Raw genomic sequence first — 17,686 nt, 5'->3', positions numbered from 1 at the left:
ATACCTCATACCAACGATGAATATCTCACCAGTGCAAGAACCTATCCTAACATAAGTTACCCATCCGCCGGCGCGGCGTCGTATGAGACTTTTTCAGACGGGCTGAGCGATTCGCGATGGTGAAAGAAAGAGTGGTTTAGTCCAACGTAGGGTTCATACGTCTCAAATCATAAGGTGTAATCTGATAAACGTAGTAATTAAGCCAGTTAACAAACAGTAAATATCCATGGCTACGCCAGGTTGCTTTAGGCGCGATTTCCGGGTTGTTGCCAGGGAAATAGTTCACCGGGATCGCCGGATTAAGTCCGCACTCATGATCGCGGAAATATTCATTCGCCAGCGTCAGTGCATCGTATTCAGGATGGCCCGTAACAAAAGCCAAACGCTTATCCCGGTTGGCGAACAGATAGGCCCCGGCCTGCTCCGACTCGGCAAGAATATCTAAATCGGTATGGTTGCGAATGACATCGGCGGGGAAATCCGCATAGCGTGAATGAGGCGCTAAAAATGTTTCATCAAATCCCCGGGTCAGTAACGCGTGCGGTTGTAGCGTATGATGTTCATAGACCCCCGATAGCTTCTCCGCGCGGGTCATCTTCGGAATGCCATACAGAATGTTGAGCGCCGCTTGTACGGCCCAACACACAAAGAGTGTGGAGGTTACATGCTCTTTTGCCCACTCAATCACCCTGGCGATCTGCGGCCAGTAGGCTACATCGCAAAAATCAACCAGACCCAGCGGCGCGCCGGTGACGATCAGTCCATCGAAATTCTCATCCTGAATGTCATCAAAGTTACAGTAGAAATTATTCAGGTGTTCGGCCGGAGTATTTTTCGACTCGCGGCTATCAATACGCAGCAGCTGAATATCAATCTGCAACGGAGAGTTCGATAGCAATCTCAGAAACTGGTTTTCAGTTTCGATCTTCTTCGGCATCAGGTTCAGTACCAGCACTTTCAAAGGTCGAATTTCCTGCGTTTTGGCGCGTGAGGACGTCATCACAAAAACGTTCTCATTACGCAGAAAACTTACGGCTGGTAACTCATCAGGAACCCGGATTGGCATAACCTTATATCCTCAATGCATACGTTTATACGTTTAGACTTCTAGATGCCTGAAGATAGCGATTTTTAACATAAATGTCGAGCGTTCACGGCCGAAGGTGAAAATGTTTCACGGTGAACAATAATAATGCTCACATGGTTTATCTTTTTTCCTTTGCTTTCTCAATAACTTCCGAATCGGTCAACACTCTCGGGCTATCGATCACCACCAAATCCGCCTTCGGTGAACTGGTAACAGTGATTTCCTGCAGAACTCGCTCTTCTACCGGAGATAGCCCACCTTCATTCATTTCGAGTGCATGAATAATCAGGATATCCCGACCGAATTTGAACCAGCTCCGTTTGACAAACTTTCGGGTTAAATCATAAAGAACTTTTTCCGCGCGAAAGAAATCGGCAACCAGTAGACGAGAATTACTGAAAACTTGGCTGGCATCACTAATTTCCTGCTGCATTTCAGGATTACGAACAACCATTTTATTCTTGCGGATCTGGATATACAGGATCGTCATTTACTTTCCTACTAGACTGATTTAAATGATTTTTTATAAAATCGATGAAATGATGCGAGATAAAAACAGCAAGCAGTGTACAGTAAAAATCTCACATTTTCGTATGGGGATTTTTACTTATTCGACTCCTGGTGATTGGGTTATGGCGCGGGTGAGCCGACTTTGAGCTTTGAAACTAACTTCTTGCCTGATTAGCTGATACGCGCCCGTTCTCGCGCCAAATATCAATAAATTTATAAATCCCCGAAACGCAAAAAAGCCCCATGCTTTCGCATGAGGCTTCTTTGCTTGTTTGATGCCTGGCAGTTCCCTACTCTCACATGGGGAGACCCCACACTACCATCGGCGCTTCGGCGTTTCACTTCTGAGTTCGGCATGGGGTCAGGTGGGACCACCGCGCTATCGCCGCCAGGCAAATTCTGTTTTATCCCAATCGTTACAGTTTTCTCTGCAACCATCGGAACCAATCTTCGAACAAGCTGAACTTCTCTGAGTTCTATTCGTATCATCCTGATACTCACCCCCACGGGGCCAGCGCTCCGCACTGTTCAAAATCGTTCCCGACGATTTTGTCTCTCTAAAACACCTTCGGTGTTGTAAGGTTAAGCCTCTCGGGTCATTAGTACTGGTTAGCTCAACGTCTCGCAACGCTTACACACCCAGCCTATCTACGTCGTCGTCTTCAACGGCCCTTCAGGGGACTTAAAGTCCCAGGGAAGACTCATCTCGAGGCAAGTTTCCCGCTTAGATGCTTTCAGCGGTTATCTCTTCCGCACGTAGCTACCGGGCAATGCAATTGGCATCACAACCCGTACACCAGTGGTGCGTTCACTCCGGTCCTCTCGTACTAGGAGCAACCCCTCTCAATCTTCCAACGCCCACGGCAGATAGGGACCGAACTGTCTCACGACGTTCTAAACCCAGCTCGCGTACCACTTTAAATGGCGAACAGCCATACCCTTGGGACCTACTTCAGCCCCAGGATGTGATGAGCCGACATCGAGGTGCCAAACACCGCCGTCGATATGAACTCTTGGGCGGTATCAGCCTGTTATCCCCGGAGTACCTTTTATCCGTTGAGCGATGGCCCTTCCATTCAGAACCACCGGATCACTAAGACCTGCTTTCGCACCTGCTCGAGCCGTCACTCTCGCAGTCAAGCTAGCTTATGCCTTTGCACTAACCTCCTGATGTCCGACCAGGATTAGCTAACCTTCGTGCTCCTCCGTTACTCTTTGGGAGGAGACCGCCCCAGTCAAACTACCCACCAGACACTGTCCGCAACCCCGCTCAGGGGCCCACGTTAGAACATCGAACATTAAAGGGTGGTATTTCAAGGTCGGCTCCACGCAGACTGGCGTCCACGCTTCAAAGCCTCCCACCTATCCTACACATCAAGGCTCAAGGTTCAGTGTCAAGCTATAGTAAAGGTTCACGGGGTCTTTCCGTCTTGCCGCGGGTACACTGCATCTTCACAGCGAGTTCAATTTCACTGAGTCTCGGGTGGAGACAGCCTGGCCATCATTACGCCATTCGTGCAGGTCGGAACTTACCCGACAAGGAATTTCGCTACCTTAGGACCGTTATAGTTACGGCCGCCGTTTACCGGGGCTTCGATCAAGAGCTTCGCCCAAAGGCTGACCCCATCAATTAACCTTCCGGCACCGGGCAGGCGTCACACCGTATACGTCCACTTTCGTGTTTGCACAGTGCTGTGTTTTTATTAAACAGTTGCAGCCAGCTGGTATCTGCGACTGGTCTCAGCTCCATCCGCAAGGGACTTCACCAAATCCAGCGTGCCTTCTCCCGAAGTTACGGCACCATTTTGCCTAGTTCCTTCACCCGAGTTCTCTCAAGCGCCTGAGTATTCTCTACCTGACCACCTGTGTCGGTTTGGGGTACGATTGCGTGTTGCCTGGAGCTTAGAGGCTTTTCCTGGAAGCGTAGCATCGGTTACTTCGTCACCGTGGTGACTCGTCGTCACGCCTCAGTGTTAACAGTGTTCCGGATTTACCAAAAACACCCACCTGCACGCTTAAACCGGGACAACCGTCGCCCGGCCAACCTAGCTTTCTCCGTCCCCCCTTCGCAGCAACACCCAGTACAGGAATATTAACCTGTTTCCCATCGACTACGCTTTTCAGCCTCGCCTTAGGGGTCGACTCACCCTGCCCCGATTAACGTTGGACAGGAACCCTTGGTCTTCCGGCGTGCGGGTTTTTCACCCGCATTATCGTTACTTATGTCAGCATTCGCACTTCTGATACCTCCAGCAACCCTCACGGGCCACCTTCGCAGGCTTACAGAACGCTCCCCTACCCAACAACGCCTACGCGTCGCTGCCGCAGCTTCGGTGCATGGTTTAGCCCCGTTACATCTTCCGCGCAGGCCGACTCGACCAGTGAGCTATTACGCTTTCTTTAAATGATGGCTGCTTCTAAGCCAACATCCTGGCTGTCTGGGCCTTCCCACATCGTTTCCCACTTAACCATGACTTTGGGACCTTAGCTGGCGGTCTGGGTTGTTTCCCTCTTCACGACGGACGTTAGCACCCGCCGTGTGTCTCCCGTGATAACATTCTACGGTATTCGCAGTTTGCATCGAGTTGGTAAGTCGGGATGACCCCCTAGTCGAAACAGTGCTCTACCCCCGTAGATGAATTCACGAGGCGCTACCTAAATAGCTTTCGGGGAGAACCAGCTATCTCCCGGTTTGATTGGCCTTTCACCCCCAGCCACAGGTCATCCGCTAATTTTTCAACATTAGTCGGTTCGGTCCTCCAGTTAGTGTTACCCAACCTTCAACCTGCCCATGGCTAGATCACCGGGTTTCGGGTCTATACCCTGCAACTTAACGCCCAGTTAAGACTCGGTTTCCCTGCGGCTCCCCTATTCGGTTAACCTTGCTACAGAATATAAGTCGCTGACCCATTATACAAAAGGTACGCAGTCACCCCACCCCAAAACACTCACTGCTTGTTTTGTGTGTTGGTCATCGCAAAACACGCGATGACAACCGTCACCTCGACATCCGCATCGCCTTTCGGCCCGGAAGTGTTTTGGTGGTGGGGCTCCCACTGCTTGTACGTACACGGTTTCAGGTTCTATTTCACTCCCCTCGCCGGGGTTCTTTTCGCCTTTCCCTCACGGTACTGGTTCACTATCGGTCAGTCAGGAGTATTTAGCCTTGGAGGATGGTCCCCCCATCTTCAGACAGGATATCACGTGTCCCGCCCTACTCATCGAACTCACAATCTGTGCATTTTTGTGTACGGGACTATCACCCTCTGTCGTGCGACTTTCCAGACGCTTCCACTAATACACAAACTGATTCAGGTTCTGGGCTTTTCCCCGTTCGCTCGCCGCTACTGGGGGAATCTCGGTTGATTTCTTTTCCTCGGGGTACTGAGATGTTTCAGTTCCCCCGGTTCGCCTCATCACACTATGTATTCATGTGATGATAATGTGTCGAAACACACTGGGTTTCCCCATTCGGGTATCGTCGGCTGTTACGGTTCATATCACCTTACCGACGCTTTTCGCAGATTAGCACGCCCTTCATCGCCTCTGACTGCCTAGGCATCCACCGTGTACGCTTAGTCGCTTAACCTCACAACCCGAAGGTGTTTCGTAAAACACGTTCGCGCCGTGATTATTTGAGAGACTCTGATACAACCAAACCACATCCCATTACGAGACAGGTTCAGCCGCATCGTTTCAAATTTCAGCTTGTTCCAGATTGTTAAAGAGCAAATATCATAAAACCTGACTATTGCTAATCAGCTTTAGGATATGACGTAAGTAATCATTTCATGACTTACTGGATGACCCCCGCTTTCACCGGACTGGTCGGATGCGCTGGCGTCCCCTAGGGGATTCGAACCCCTGTTACCGCCGTGAAAGGGCGGTGTCCTGGGCCTCTAGACGAAGGGGACACGACACCGTACTTTGTTGACGCTTTTGCTCATGACGTTCATCAGACAATCTGTGTGGACACTGCACTAACCTGTATCAGGCTTTTGGTAAGGAGGTGATCCAACCGCAGGTTCCCCTACGGTTACCTTGTTACGACTTCACCCCAGTCATGAATCACAAAGTGGTAAGCGCCCCCCGAAGGTTAAGCTACCTACTTCTTTTGCAACCCACTCCCATGGTGTGACGGGCGGTGTGTACAAGGCCCGGGAACGTATTCACCGTAGCATTCTGATCTACGATTACTAGCGATTCCGACTTCATGGAGTCGAGTTGCAGACTCCAATCCGGACTACGACGCACTTTATGAGGTCCGCTTGCTCTCGCGAGGTCGCTTCTCTTTGTATGCGCCATTGTAGCACGTGTGTAGCCCTACTCGTAAGGGCCATGATGACTTGACGTCATCCCCACCTTCCTCCGGTTTATCACCGGCAGTCTCCTTTGAGTTCCCGACCAAATCGCTGGCAACAAAGGATAAGGGTTGCGCTCGTTGCGGGACTTAACCCAACATTTCACAACACGAGCTGACGACAGCCATGCAGCACCTGTCTCACGGTTCCCGAAGGCACTAAGGCATCTCTGCCAAATTCCGTGGATGTCAAGAGTAGGTAAGGTTCTTCGCGTTGCATCGAATTAAACCACATGCTCCACCGCTTGTGCGGGCCCCCGTCAATTCATTTGAGTTTTAACCTTGCGGCCGTACTCCCCAGGCGGTCGACTTAACGCGTTAGCTCCGGAAGCCACGGTTCAAGACCACAGCCTCCAAGTCGACATCGTTTACGGCGTGGACTACCAGGGTATCTAATCCTGTTTGCTCCCCACGCTTTCGCACCTGAGCGTCAGTCTTCGTCCAGGGGGCCGCCTTCGCCACCGGTATTCCTCCAGATCTCTACGCATTTCACCGCTACACCTGGAATTCTACCCCCCTCTACGAGACTCTAGCCTGCCAGTCTTGAATGCAGTTCCCAGGTTAAGCCCGGGGATTTCACATCCAACTTAACAGACCGCCTGCGTGCGCTTTACGCCCAGTCATTCCGATTAACGCTTGCACCCTCCGTATTACCGCGGCTGCTGGCACGGAGTTAGCCGGTGCTTCTTCTGCGGGTAACGTCAATGAATAAGGCTATTAACCTTATCCCCTTCCTCCCCGCTGAAAGTGCTTTACAACCCGAAGGCCTTCTTCACACACGCGGCATGGCTGCATCAGGGTTTCCCCCATTGTGCAATATTCCCCACTGCTGCCTCCCGTAGGAGTCTGGACCGTGTCTCAGTTCCAGTGTGGCTGGTCATCCTCTCAGACCAGCTAGGGATCGTCGCCTAGGTGGGCCATTACCCCGCCTACTAGCTAATCCCATCTGGGTTCATCCGATGGTGTGAGGCCCGAAGGTCCCCCACTTTGGTCTTGCGACGTTATGCGGTATTAGCTACCGTTTCCAGTAGTTATCCCCCTCCATCGGGCAGATCCCCAGACGTTACTCACCCGTCCGCCGCTCGCCGGCAAAGAAGCAAGCTTCTTCCCGCTGCCGCTCGACTTGCATGTGTTAGGCCTGCCGCCAGCGTTCAATCTGAGCCATGATCAAACTCTTCAATTTAAGATTTGTTTGATTCGCTTAATTAAAAGCTATGCTCAAAGAATTAATAACTGTTTATTCGTAATGAATTTACTGTTGTCACTCTTCAAGACTTTTTTATATCGTTGCCGATACGGTCTTGTGAGTGCCCACACAGATTGTCTGATTGAATTGTTAAAGAGCAGTGCGCTGTGGCCTGAGCCGCTGCGCGAGGTGGCGTATATTACGCTTCCCTCTTTAAGAGTCAATGTTTATTTTAAACATTTGATTCTCTTTTTCTTACCGACTCGCCGGTGAGTTCACCGCGCCGTGTCGATGGAGGCGCATTATAGGGCTCCCAGAGCTTTACACAACCACTTTTTTGATCTTTTTTTCCGTTCGCATAATTTTCAACCCTTTCGTTGAGATCTTAGTCGATCGAGTCTATTTTCAGGTTGCTGTAACCATGTATCTGCCGATATTTTGTCTCTCCATTCACATATGATGCGGTAAATAAGGGGGTAGTTAATGGGTTCAGGAAACGTTCGCGGCTATAAGGGTGTGTTTCCAATCATTGGTGAGAACGTCATGATTGACGCCTCAAGCGTGGTCATTGGTAAGGTAACCCTCGGCGACGATGTCGGCATTTGGCCTCTTGTGGTGATCCGCGGTGATGTGAACGATATACGTATCGGCGCAAGGAGCAACATTCAGGATGGTTCCGTTCTGCACATTACACACGGTACGGAAAACAATCCTGCGGGTAATCCGTTAATCATCGGAGAAGATGTTACGGTTGGGCATAAAGCGATGTTGCATGGCTGCACGATAGGTAATCGCGTGTTAGTCGGGATGGGTTCCATCATTCTTGATGGAGCCGTTATTGAGGATGACGTGATGATTGGCGCCGGTAGCCTCGTCTCACCAGGAAAACACCTGAAAAGCGGTTACCTATATTTTGGCAGCCCGGCTAAAAAGGTTCGCCCATTGAGTCAGGAAGAGATCGAGGGACTGGAGTACTCGGCAACTAACTACGTTCGCTGGAAAAATGACAACCTCTCTCAGGATAATGAGAAATAGCCTTGGCTATCATATTCATCATCCAGCACCATTTTCTCAAACACGTCCTCCAGATCCCAACGATGTTGCCGGAACAACAATAGCCATTGTTCCGGGCAATCACCGCCATAGCGGCGCGCTACCTGCTCCGCGCTGATGCGGCACATCTGCTGAAATCCATTGACCAGCACAGGAAAACAGATGGCCTTGAAATCATCATTCCAGCTTTCACGATCCGGAAACTGGATCGCCTGGTTCATGGAGCCAGTTCCCGTTTAAGCTGTTCGATAACAGGATCGACATCCGGCATTACGCCGTTCCAGAGCCGGAAAGAATGTGCGGCTTGTCCCACCAGCATACCCAGCCCATCCGCATAGCGGATCGCGCCATGCTGTGCGCACCAAGCCAAAAACGGCGTCAATCCGGATAAATAAAACATGTCGTAACAACATGTTTGCTTAGAAATCAACGAAGTAGGCAATTCAGGAATATCTCCATGAAGACCTGACGATGTCGCATTAATAATCAACTCAAAATTTTGTTCACGCAGATCATTTAATGCCGATGCGTAAATATCGCCGACAGAACTGAATAGCCTGGCTAGGCTTTCTGCTTTGGCAAACGTTCTGTTGGTCAAAACGATCGAACAACCATAGGCCAACAGCGGCTGAATGACGCCGCGCGCCGCCCCCCCCGCACCAACCAATAAAATACGATCCCGCGGTTTGATAAAATTCAGACGCTGTAAATCACTAAGTAAACCAACTCCATCGGTATTATCGCCAAACAGGCGTCCGTCGCTCAGTTTCTTTAACGTGTTAACTGCCCCGGCAAGCGATGCGCCTTCGCTCAATTCATCGGCCCATGCAAAGGCCCGTTCTTTAAAAGGAACGGTGATATTCGCCCCATGAGCCCCCTCCTGAAAGTAGCTCTGCAGCATCTCTTCAAAGCTGTCCAGCGGCGCTAACAGACGTCTATAAGTCAGCTCAATACCGGTCTGAGCGGCAAATAACTCATGTATACGCGGTGACTTGCTATGCGCGATTGGATTACCAAAAACAGCAAAAGACTTTATCTCAGACACCATACTCTCCAATCGTTACATCACCCCTGACGCAACAGCTCACCGGTTAAAACATCCCTAATTTCGGAAGGATTAGCCCTTCCACCGACTTTCCCGCGCAAAACGGGAAAGTCATCGCCAAATTGTTGATAAATATCCTGTTCGGAACGGCAAGGCGGTTGCCCGCTCAAATTAGCGCTGGTTGAAACCAGAGGTTTGCCATAACCAAGACACAATTTTTTCACCAATGGATGTGCGCTGACACGCACCGCAAGCGAGTTAAATTTCCCCGTCAGCCACGTTGGTGTTGTGGTTCTGGCGGGGATCACCCAGGTAACAGGTCCTGGCCAACAGGAAAACATCACCTTTTTCTGATCGTCAGACAGCGAACTATCATCAATATAAGGCACCAATTGCTGATAGTCGGCTGCAATTAGAATCAATCCTTTTTGCCACGGACGTTGTTTCAATGCCAACAGACGCTGAACCGCAAGTTCGCTGTCGGGATCGCATCCCAGGCCAAAAACAGCCTCGGTGGGATAGGCAATAACCTCTTCGTTTAGCAATGCCTGCAAGATAGGAGTCGGTAACTCACCAGAAAAATCATTCATTATTATCAACTTCAGCCATCACCGGCTTTCCACATAATTTACTGGCACAAAAGAGCTTTAGGCCTTTCGCCGTTTTCTTCTCGATAAGCAAAGGATAGTGGCAGTGAGGACACTCCCCGGCCACCGGTTTATTATTCAGCGTAAACTGGCATTCGGGATAACGATCGCAGGCATGAAACACCTTTCCGTAGCGTGACTTACGCTGCAACAGTGTTCCCTTATGGCATTGCGGACAACGCAGAGCCGTTTCATCCGGGCGATCGATAACCTCCGTGTGATCGCATTCCGGATAGTTTCCACACCCGATGAACATGCCATAGCGCCCTTGCCTTAGCACTAACGTGGATTGGCAACGCGGACACAGCTGTCCTTCAAGCACCTTGACCACATGGCCATCGGCCTGAGGCTTAAGCGGGCGAATGAATTCACATTCCGGATAACGGGAACAACCAAGAAAAGGCCCGTGCCGTCCGGAACGGATAACCAGCACAGACCCGCATTCTGGGCAAACTTCTTGTCTCTTGTCAGCAAAAAGTACGGTCTTAGCCATCCCCTACCTATTACATTCCTGGCTATTGCACATAACCGTCATTTTCCTCAAACAGGAGTTCTTCCATTTGCTGATACGCGTTTTCACACCCGGGAACGTTAAAAAGCACCATCAGAATGACCCATTTAAGATCTTCCAGATCAAACTCTTGCGTTTCAAGCGCCATTACCCGATCAATTACCATCTCGCGCGTTTCCAGATTCAATACCTGGATCTGCTCGAGAAATAATAAAAAACCGCGGCAGTCGGCATCCAGACGCTGTTCTTCATCCTGCGTGTAAATACGAATTGCCAATGGATCATGAGCCAGGTTGAGCGGTGTATTTTGCCCCTCCTGTATGTCAGCCAATTTTTCCAGCCAACTCAACGCACTGTAGATATCATTACGATGAAATCCAGCGCGGGTGAGGTCATCAGTCAACGTATCCTGATCGACACGCATTTCAGTTTCATTGTGGATGTAAGTTTCAAACAAGTACATGAGTACGTCGAACATGGCCTGCCCTCCTTAATCGGACATAGCCGCCGGGTACTGCTGCGATCCATCCTGCTAACTCCAGTTCCAATAGTTTATTCACTATCTCTGGCACAGGTTGGCCGGCACGTTCAGCGACAACGTCAACAGGTGTAACCTCATCTCCTACGTTAGCCAACACATCGGCAAATGGCAATTCAACATCATCTTCTACAGCAGAAATAATTCTATCAGTCTCCGTTGGCAACCATTGAAGCTCATTTATTAACTGTTCAACAACATTTTTAGGATGGGTGACGAGGTAGGCGCCCTGCTGAATCAGCCAATGCGTCCCTTCCGTCATTGGGTTGCCGATCGGCCCCGGTAAGGCGAATACCTCCCGCCCTTGTTCCAATGCGCAGCGGGCCGTCACCAGCGATCCGCTGCGAATAGAGGCTTCAACGACCAGAACACCCAGACTCAGCCCACTAATAATACGATTTCGTCTTGGGAAATGAGTAGATAACGGCAACGCCCCTATGGGAAATTCGGAGACTAATGCCCCACCCTGCTCAAGAATTCGAGCGGCAAGATGTTGATGACGCCGGGGATAAATATGCGACAATCCGCTGCCCAATACCGCAATCGTCTTGCCCCCGGCATCCAGTGCGGCGCGGTGCGCGATACCATCAATACCGATGGCCAATCCGCTCGTGATGACGAGATCATTGACCGCCAACTCTTGTGCAAAGAATTGTCCCCATTGCTCACCATACTTACTATTATTGCGGCTGCCGACAACGGCGATTTGCGGCAAAGCTAACAAGGAAGGCTCGCCCGCAACAAACAACAAAAACGGAAATGTACTGATATTTCCAAGCAAAAACGGGTATCGCTTATCTATGCAACTCACCATATGATGGCCTGGCTGCGACAACCAACCCAGAGTTTCGTCCAAGGCTTGCTTGTCGCAGTGTTGGAACTGCTCCGCTTGCACTTCGGTCATACCAAGCGAAATTAAGAGTTCCTTGTCATAGCCGCGCGCCACAATAAGTTCTCTGGCTATTTCCCCGGCCCGTCCGGCCCCCAAATGCTTTACCCCCATCAGGCGCAGCCAAATTTCCGTTGATAACATTGCGCATCCCTTATTCCGTCGCCTTCGGTCGACCGTCAATATGATTGCAGATGCTGTCAATCGGTGCGGGAAATGTCTAGAATAAGCACTATTACTCTCTCATCACTCGGATACAGATCTAAATATATATGTCAGTTTTGCAGGTATTACATTTTCCGGACGAGCGGCTTCGCATAACGGCGAAACCCGTAAAAGAAGTCGATGCAGACATTCAACGTATCGTCGATGATATGTTCGATACCATGTATGAAGAGGAAGGCATCGGCCTGGCCGCCACACAGGTGGATATACATCAACGTATTATCGTTATTGATGTTTCAGAATCCCGGGATCAGAGACTGGTATTGATCAATCCCGAACTGCTTGAGAAGGACGGCGATACTGGCATCGAAGAAGGTTGTCTGTCGATTCCAGAAACTAGAGCGCTCGTTCCACGTGCCGAGCGCGTAAAAGTTCGCGCGTTGGATCGGGAAGGGAATATCTTTGAACTGGAAGCTGATGGCCTGTTAGCCATTTGTATTCAGCATGAAATGGATCATCTGGTCGGAAAATTGTTTATCGATTATCTCTCCCCGCTTAAACGCCAGAGGATCCGTCAGAAGCTGGAAAAACTGGCCAAGCAAAACAGCCGGGGTTAATCATTTATTTTCCTGACAGGAAACAACGTGTCTGATTCTTTACGTATTATCTTTGCCGGAACGCCTGATTTTGCGGCGCGTCATCTGGATGCGCTGCTATCATCCCACCATCAGATTGCCGGCGTCTTCACTCAGCCGGATCGTCCGGCGGGGCGCGGAAACAAGTTAACCGCCAGTCCTGTAAAAGTGCTGGCGGAACAGCACGGTATTCCGGTGTATCAACCCAAGTCGCTGCGCCCCCCGAAGCTCAGGAGATGGTTGCAGCGCTTCATGCCGACGTGATGGTGGTTGTCGCCTATGGGCTGATTTTACCGCAGACTGTTCTGGATATGCCGCGCCTCGGTTGTCTCAATGTGCATGGTTCACTGCTGCCGCGCTGGCGGGGAGCCGCGCCGATTCAGCGCGCCTTGTGGGCCGGCGACCAAAGTACCGGCGTAACCATCATGCAGATGGATGCCGGTCTTGATACCGGTGCGATGCTGCATAAGATTGAGTGTCCGATCCTGCAACAGGATACCAGCGCAACGCTATACGCCAAACTGGCTGATTTGGGTCCGCAAGGGCTACTGGAGACGCTGGAACAGCTCGCCGATGGCCATGTGACGGCGGAACCGCAGGATGAGGCCTTGGTCACCTATGCGGAGAAACTCAGCAAGGAAGAGGCCCGCCTCAACTGGCAGCTTCCCGCCGTTCAGCTTGAACGCTGCGTGCGCGCTTTCAATCCATGGCCGGTCAGCTACTTTGTCATTGATGACCAGCCGGTTAAAGTGTGGAAATGCGAGGTTGGCGCAACGGCCCATCCCGCGCCGCCCGGCACCATCATACATGCCGACAAAGAAGGTATTCAGGTCGCCACTTCCGACGGCGTATTAACCATCCTTGAACTACAGCCAGCCGGTAAAAAAGTCATGACGGCGCAGGATCTGCTTAACTCCCGGCGTGAGTGGTTTATTTCTGGTAATGTTCTGGCCTAAACGATGTTTCATGCCGGCGATATTCGCCGGTATACCCTATCTATTACGTAGTCGCTAACAAATGAAAAGCTCATATAACCTTCGCAGTATTACCGCTAAAGTGGTAGGGCAAGTATTGGATCACGGACAATCGCTCAGCGCTTTATTGCCCGCTTATCAGCGAGATATTACCGACAAAGATCGCGCGCTATTGCAGGAACTGTGCTTTGGCGTACTACGTGTATTACCGCAGTTGGAATGGTGTATTCAGCAGTTAATGGCGAAACCGTTAACGGGGAAACAACGCACCTTGCACTACCTGATTATGGTTGGCATATATCAGTTGCTGTACACCCGCATCCCGCCACATGCCGCGTTGGCTGAAACAGTCGATGGGGCGGTTGCCTTGAAACGCCCCCAGCTTAAAGGGCTGATTAACGGCGTTTTACGTCAGTTTCAACGCCAGCAGGATGAACTGTTACAACGAGCGGCGAACACGCCGGCGCGCTATCTGCACCCAAGCTGGTTACTGGCGCGCATTAAAGCCGCTTACCCTGAAAGCTGGGAAGACATTGTTGAAGCCAATAATCAACGCCCGCCAATGTGGCTGCGGGTAAACCGGTTGCACCACACCCGCGACGAATATCTATCCCTACTCAAACAAGAAGGTATTGAAGCCGTATCGCATCCTGATTACCCGGATGCCATCAGGCTGCCTGCTCCCTGCGCGGTTAATCTACTGCCCGGTTTCATGCAGGGCTGGGTTACCGTGCAAGATGCTTCGGCCCAGGGCTGCATCCAGTGGTTGTCGCCGCAGGACGGTGAGCAAATTCTCGATCTGTGCGCCGCGCCTGGCGGCAAAACGACCCATATCCTTGAGGCCGCTCCCAAGGCTCACGTACTGGCCGTCGATATTGATGAGGAAAGGTTAGGCAGAGTCAGGGAAAACTTACAGCGTTTACAATTGAATGCCGAACTAAAGCAAGGGGATGGTCGTCAGCCTGAAAGCTGGTGTGGTGATAAAATATTCGATCGTATTCTGTTGGATGCGCCTTGTTCCGCCACCGGCGTCGTTCGCCGTCATCCGGACATAAAATGGCTGCGCCGTGATAACGACATCGCCGAGCTCGCTTTACTGCAAAAGGATATTCTCAACGCAGTTTGGCCGCACCTGAAAACCGGCGGTACGTTGGTTTATGCCACCTGTTCCATCTTGCCGGAAGAAAATCATCAGCAAATACACAACTTTTTGATGAACCACCCTGACGCCCGATTAGTTGATACCGGCGATTCGGCTAAGCCGGGGATCCAAAAGCTCCCCAGCCCGGATGAAGGCGATGGTTTCTTTTATGCGAAACTGGTAAAAAGCGAGCAGTAAACCCAGTATTGTCTAAGGCCTTACGGCAATAACACATACGGCAAAATTAACTATGAAGATTATTATTCTTGGCGCGGGTCAGGTTGGCGGCACGCTGGCGGAAAATCTGGCAGGTGAAAATAACGACATCACCGTCGTCGATACCGATACAACCCGTTTACGTCAGCTTCAGGATAAATTTGATCTCCGTGTGGTCACGGGTTACGCCTCACATCCTCGCGTGCTGCGTGAAGCCGGCGCTGAAGACGCCGACATGTTAGTCGCCGTAACCAACTCCGATGAAACAAACATGGTGGCGTGTCAAATTGCCTATTCGCTTTTCAACACGCCTAACCGTATTGCGCGGATCCGCTCGTCCGAATATATGCGTGAAGCCGAGCATTTATTTCTGCCTGAAGCCGTTCCCATCGATCATTTGATCTCTCCGGAACAACTGGTGATTGATAATATTTATAAGCTGATTGAGTATCCTGGCGCTCTTCAGGTCGTTAATTTCGCGCAGGGTAAAGTGAGCATTGCGGCCGTAAACGCCTATTATGGCGGCCCATTGGTCGGAAATGCGTTGTCTTCTATTCGCGAACATATGCCGCATATAGAAACACGCGTTGCCGCTATTTTTCGCCAAGACCGCCCTATCCGCCCCCAAGGTTCTACGGTTATTGAAGCAGGCGATGAAGTGTTTTTTGTTGCCGCATCGCAGAATATTCGCGCCGTAATGAGCGAGTTGCAACGGCTGGAGAACCCTTACAAGCGGATCATGATCGTTGGCGGCGGAAACGTAGGAGCCGGGCTGGCACAACGCTTGGAAAAAGATTACAGCATCAAACTGATAGAACATAACGCGGAAAGAGCCGCTGAACTGGCGGAACTATTGCAGGATACGATCGTTTTTCATGGCGATGCCTCGGACCAGGAACTGCTCGCAGAAGAACATATTGAGCAAATGGATGTATTTATCGCCATTACAAATGATGATGAAGCCAACATCATGTCGGCCATGCTGGCTAAACGGATGGGCGCCAAAAAAGTCATGGTGCTTATTCAACGCCGGGCCTACGTTGATTTAGTACAGGGAAGCGTGATTGATGTTGCGATCTCCCCGCAACAGGCAACCATTTCCGCGCTATTAAGCCATGTGCGTAAGGCGGACATTGTCAGCGTATCCTCGTTACGCAGAGGAGTTGCCGAGGCCATTGAAGCTATCGCTCACGGCGATGAGGGAACATCGAAAGTCGTCGGACGAATGATTGAAGATATAAAACTGCCGCCGGGAACGACTATTGGGGCAATTGTTCGTGGAGACGATGTTATTATCGCCAACGATAATACCCGTATTGAACAAGGTGACCATATAATTATGTTCTTAACAGATAAAAAATTCGTCCCCGATGTTGAGCGATTATTCCAGCCGAGCCCGTTCTTCCTGTAATCAGGTACAGTAATTTATTAAACCTTATATGAGAATATGGCAAACATAGAACTATTTGTTAAAATTAATATATCTTTTTATCAAGGAGTGTGGTCATGAGTATTATCAAAGAGTTCCGTGAATTTGCCATGCGCGGAAACGTAGTCGATCTGGCAGTCGGGGTTATTATTGGTGCGGCGTTCGGGAAAATCGTTTCTTCACTGGTTTCCGACATCATCATGCCGCCTCTGGGGCTGCTTATCGGTGGAGTAGACTTTAAACAGTTCAGCCTGGTATTACGGGCTGCTCAAGGAGATGTGCCGGCGGTTGTGATGCATTACGGCGTATTTATTCAGAATATTTTTGACTTTGTCATTGTCGCATTCGCTATTTTCATCGCCATCAAATTAATGAACAAATTACGCCGTAAACAGGAAGATGCGCCGGCCGCACCGCCAAAACCCAGCGCGGAAGAGAAATTATTAACTGAAATACGAGACCTGCTGAAAAAATAAGCGCAACACCGAATTATCATTACGATAAATTCATCAACGTTGTTTCTGACGTCAGAGTAATAACTCTCGAAATCAGAAGGCCAGAGGTAAATAATCAATGAATTGCTTACCACTGGCCTCCCAGTTTCCCTTCTTTACATGTTTGTCCTTTCTGCGATAGCTTCCTTTTCCTTTACTGTTCACTTCCACTCGTTGGCGAAACAGCGGGTCAGATAACAACGCCTCAATAGCATTGTCCTGGATTTTCCCTCGCTTATGACGATATACGGCCATACTTACCTCTCATAATCAGGATGACAAAATTAAAGCGGGAAGAGTATAGATGAGAATCAGCCTGCGATATAGACAGTTCGCAGAATTAATCCTGCGTTTTAAAGGTTTTTTTCAAAGAGTCTGCGTACTCACCGCGCAAAAAATCCGTATTAACGCCTCGCTGTTGCAGACTCAGCTCAAGCAGGCGAAAACGGCGGGAAACAGATTCATACTCAGGAGACTGCCGGGAGATATTTTCCAGCAGATCGGCTAGTTGTAATGCTTCTCTGCGTTCTTCCAACTCAACCGGAAGGCAACCGGCGTTTTTTAATAACCGATAAGCGACTCTCAGCTCCGGCGGTACGGCGCTATCATCGTCCAAGGCTAATGGCTGACCAGCCCCGGGGAGGTTATCAAAAGCCCCCTCTTCCTGAGCTTGCGCAATATGGCGTTCAACTAATTCATCAATTAACCACATAATAACCTCTGAAGTAGTGTCACTCCGATAAAGGTTAGCCGTATTTCAGACATAAAAAAACCGGGTTTCCCCGGTTTTTTTATGCGATTGCAGA

At 50.2% G+C, this 17,686-nt stretch carries 15 protein-coding genes, 1 tRNA gene, 3 rRNA genes and 1 pseudogene; 6 read left to right on the top strand and 14 right to left on the bottom strand.

Annotated elements, in window-relative coordinates; all coding sequences use genetic code 11:
• Positions 1-136 precede the first annotated feature (136 nt).
• The 6 genes from metA to HC231_RS02420 all read right to left on the bottom strand — a co-directional run bounded on the left by metA (position 137) and on the right by HC231_RS02420 (position 7,140).
• Positions 137-1,066 carry a homoserine O-acetyltransferase MetA gene (metA, locus tag HC231_RS02445; RefSeq protein ID WP_208229569.1) on the bottom strand — a complete coding sequence of 310 codons (930 nt, stop codon included), beginning with the start codon at positions 1,064-1,066 and terminating at the stop codon, positions 137-139.
• A gap of 139 nt (positions 1,067-1,205) precedes the next feature.
• Complete coding sequence (locus tag HC231_RS02440) at positions 1,206-1,577, bottom strand: YjaA family stress response protein (protein ID WP_208229568.1); 372 nt, start codon at positions 1,575-1,577, stop codon at positions 1,206-1,208.
• Positions 1,578-1,874: 297 nt separating this feature from the next.
• A 5S ribosomal RNA gene (rrf, locus tag HC231_RS02435) occupies positions 1,875-1,990 on the bottom strand.
• A 185-nt stretch (positions 1,991-2,175) separates the two neighbouring features.
• Positions 2,176-5,186, bottom strand: a 23S ribosomal RNA gene (locus tag HC231_RS02430).
• A gap of 249 nt (positions 5,187-5,435) precedes the next feature.
• Positions 5,436-5,511 (bottom strand) — tRNA-Glu (locus HC231_RS02425).
• A gap of 88 nt (positions 5,512-5,599) precedes the next feature.
• Positions 5,600-7,140, bottom strand: a 16S ribosomal RNA gene (locus HC231_RS02420).
• Together the 16S, 23S and 5S rRNA genes with 1 tRNA gene alongside form the textbook arrangement of a ribosomal RNA operon.
• A gap of 486 nt (positions 7,141-7,626) precedes the next feature.
• Between HC231_RS02420 and HC231_RS02415 the strand changes: the two genes are divergently transcribed.
• The gene (locus HC231_RS02415; RefSeq protein ID WP_208229567.1) at positions 7,627-8,178 is read left to right on the top strand and encodes a gamma carbonic anhydrase family protein; all 552 of its coding nucleotides are present in this window, start codon (positions 7,627-7,629) and stop codon (positions 8,176-8,178) included.
• Here the strand turns inward: HC231_RS02415 and HC231_RS02410 are convergent.
• The 6 genes from HC231_RS02410 to dprA are packed head-to-tail and all read right to left on the bottom strand — an operon-like array spanning position 8,160 to position 11,970.
• Positions 8,160-8,417 (bottom strand): DUF1488 family protein, encoded by a 258-nt coding sequence (locus HC231_RS02410; RefSeq protein WP_208229566.1) that lies wholly within the window; start codon positions 8,415-8,417, stop codon positions 8,160-8,162. The two genes, HC231_RS02415 and HC231_RS02410, sit on opposite strands and share 19 nt — an antisense overlap.
• On the bottom strand, positions 8,414-9,241 hold the full coding sequence (aroE, locus tag HC231_RS02405; RefSeq protein WP_208231192.1) for a shikimate dehydrogenase: 828 nt from the start codon (positions 9,239-9,241) through the stop codon (positions 8,414-8,416). The genes HC231_RS02410 and aroE overlap by 4 nt, the downstream gene beginning before the upstream one ends.
• Before the next feature lie 20 nt (positions 9,242-9,261).
• Positions 9,262-9,831 (bottom strand): L-threonylcarbamoyladenylate synthase type 1 TsaC, encoded by a 570-nt coding sequence (gene tsaC / locus HC231_RS02400; protein WP_208229565.1) that lies wholly within the window; start codon positions 9,829-9,831, stop codon positions 9,262-9,264.
• The gene (locus HC231_RS02395) at positions 9,824-10,381 is read right to left on the bottom strand and encodes a DNA topoisomerase family protein (protein ID WP_208229564.1); all 558 of its coding nucleotides are present in this window, start codon (positions 10,379-10,381) and stop codon (positions 9,824-9,826) included. The genes tsaC and HC231_RS02395 overlap by 8 nt, the downstream gene beginning before the upstream one ends.
• A gap of 22 nt (positions 10,382-10,403) precedes the next feature.
• Entirely contained in the window at positions 10,404-10,877 is a 474-nt protein-coding gene (locus HC231_RS02390) for a DUF494 family protein (protein ID WP_048637267.1), read from the bottom strand.
• Positions 10,849-11,970 (bottom strand): DNA-protecting protein DprA, encoded by a 1,122-nt coding sequence (dprA, locus tag HC231_RS02385; RefSeq protein ID WP_208229563.1) that lies wholly within the window; start codon positions 11,968-11,970, stop codon positions 10,849-10,851. Before dprA ends, HC231_RS02390 begins: the two co-directional genes overlap by 29 nt.
• Before the next feature lie 128 nt (positions 11,971-12,098).
• Between dprA and def the strand changes: the two genes are divergently transcribed.
• The 5 genes and pseudogenes from def to mscL all read left to right on the top strand — a co-directional run bounded on the left by def (position 12,099) and on the right by mscL (position 16,862).
• On the top strand, positions 12,099-12,608 hold the full coding sequence (gene def / locus HC231_RS02380) for a peptide deformylase (RefSeq protein ID WP_208229562.1): 510 nt from the start codon (positions 12,099-12,101) through the stop codon (positions 12,606-12,608).
• Positions 12,609-12,635: 27 nt separating this feature from the next.
• Positions 12,636-13,498, top strand: a pseudogene (gene fmt, locus HC231_RS02375) (methionyl-tRNA formyltransferase); the annotation flags it as partial.
• 145 nt (positions 13,499-13,643) lie between these two features.
• Complete coding sequence (gene rsmB / locus HC231_RS02370) at positions 13,644-14,939, top strand: 16S rRNA (cytosine(967)-C(5))-methyltransferase RsmB (protein WP_208229561.1); 1,296 nt, start codon at positions 13,644-13,646, stop codon at positions 14,937-14,939.
• Between the two features lie 52 nt (positions 14,940-14,991).
• Positions 14,992-16,368, top strand: coding sequence for a Trk system potassium transporter TrkA (gene trkA, locus HC231_RS02365; RefSeq protein WP_208229560.1), 1,377 nt, complete (start codon positions 14,992-14,994; stop codon positions 16,366-16,368).
• Positions 16,369-16,463: 95 nt separating this feature from the next.
• On the top strand, positions 16,464-16,862 hold the full coding sequence (gene mscL, locus HC231_RS02360; RefSeq protein WP_208229559.1) for a large-conductance mechanosensitive channel protein MscL: 399 nt from the start codon (positions 16,464-16,466) through the stop codon (positions 16,860-16,862).
• 72 nt (positions 16,863-16,934) lie between these two features.
• On the opposite strand, the gene HC231_RS02355 is transcribed toward mscL, so the two are convergent.
• The gene (locus HC231_RS02355; protein WP_246494665.1) at positions 16,935-17,135 is read right to left on the bottom strand and encodes an alternative ribosome-rescue factor A; all 201 of its coding nucleotides are present in this window, start codon (positions 17,133-17,135) and stop codon (positions 16,935-16,937) included.
• Positions 17,136-17,220: 85 nt separating this feature from the next.
• A complete protein-coding gene (locus HC231_RS02350) occupies positions 17,221-17,592 on the bottom strand; it encodes a DnaJ family domain-containing protein (protein ID WP_208229558.1) in 372 nt (123 codons plus the stop codon).
• Between the last annotated feature and the right edge of the window lie 94 nt (positions 17,593-17,686).

The organism is Brenneria izadpanahii (assembly GCF_017569925.1).
GTDB classification, from domain to species: Bacteria; Pseudomonadota; Gammaproteobacteria; order Enterobacterales; family Enterobacteriaceae; genus Brenneria; species Brenneria izadpanahii.
The sequence above is the reverse complement of the archived record's forward strand: the minus strand, read 5'-3'. Positions and strand labels throughout refer to the sequence as shown.

What these genes read in the sequence shown, in the direction of transcription:
- metA (WP_208229569.1), bottom strand. Translation starts at nt 1,066, where the DNA reads ATGCCAATCCGGGTTCCTGATGAGTTACCAGCCGTAAGTTTTCTGCGT.
- HC231_RS02440 (WP_208229568.1), bottom strand. Translation starts at nt 1,577, where the DNA reads ATGACGATCCTGTATATCCAGATCCGCAAGAATAAAATGGTTGTTCGT.
- HC231_RS02415 (WP_208229567.1), top strand. Translation starts at nt 7,627, where the DNA reads ATGGGTTCAGGAAACGTTCGCGGCTATAAGGGTGTGTTTCCAATCATT.
- HC231_RS02410 (WP_208229566.1), bottom strand. Translation starts at nt 8,417, where the DNA reads ATGAACCAGGCGATCCAGTTTCCGGATCGTGAAAGCTGGAATGATGAT.
- tsaC (WP_208229565.1), bottom strand. Translation starts at nt 9,831, where the DNA reads ATGAATGATTTTTCTGGTGAGTTACCGACTCCTATCTTGCAGGCATTG.
- HC231_RS02395 (WP_208229564.1), bottom strand. Translation starts at nt 10,381, where the DNA reads ATGGCTAAGACCGTACTTTTTGCTGACAAGAGACAAGAAGTTTGCCCA.
- HC231_RS02390 (WP_048637267.1), bottom strand. Translation starts at nt 10,877, where the DNA reads ATGTTCGACGTACTCATGTACTTGTTTGAAACTTACATCCACAATGAA.
- dprA (WP_208229563.1), bottom strand. Translation starts at nt 11,970, where the DNA reads ATGTTATCAACGGAAATTTGGCTGCGCCTGATGGGGGTAAAGCATTTG.
- def (WP_208229562.1), top strand. Translation starts at nt 12,099, where the DNA reads ATGTCAGTTTTGCAGGTATTACATTTTCCGGACGAGCGGCTTCGCATA.
- rsmB (WP_208229561.1), top strand. Translation starts at nt 13,644, where the DNA reads ATGAAAAGCTCATATAACCTTCGCAGTATTACCGCTAAAGTGGTAGGG.
- trkA (WP_208229560.1), top strand. Translation starts at nt 14,992, where the DNA reads ATGAAGATTATTATTCTTGGCGCGGGTCAGGTTGGCGGCACGCTGGCG.
- mscL (WP_208229559.1), top strand. Translation starts at nt 16,464, where the DNA reads ATGAGTATTATCAAAGAGTTCCGTGAATTTGCCATGCGCGGAAACGTA.
- HC231_RS02355 (WP_246494665.1), bottom strand. Translation starts at nt 17,135, where the DNA reads ATGGCCGTATATCGTCATAAGCGAGGGAAAATCCAGGACAATGCTATT.
- HC231_RS02350 (WP_208229558.1), bottom strand. Translation starts at nt 17,592, where the DNA reads ATGTGGTTAATTGATGAATTAGTTGAACGCCATATTGCGCAAGCTCAG.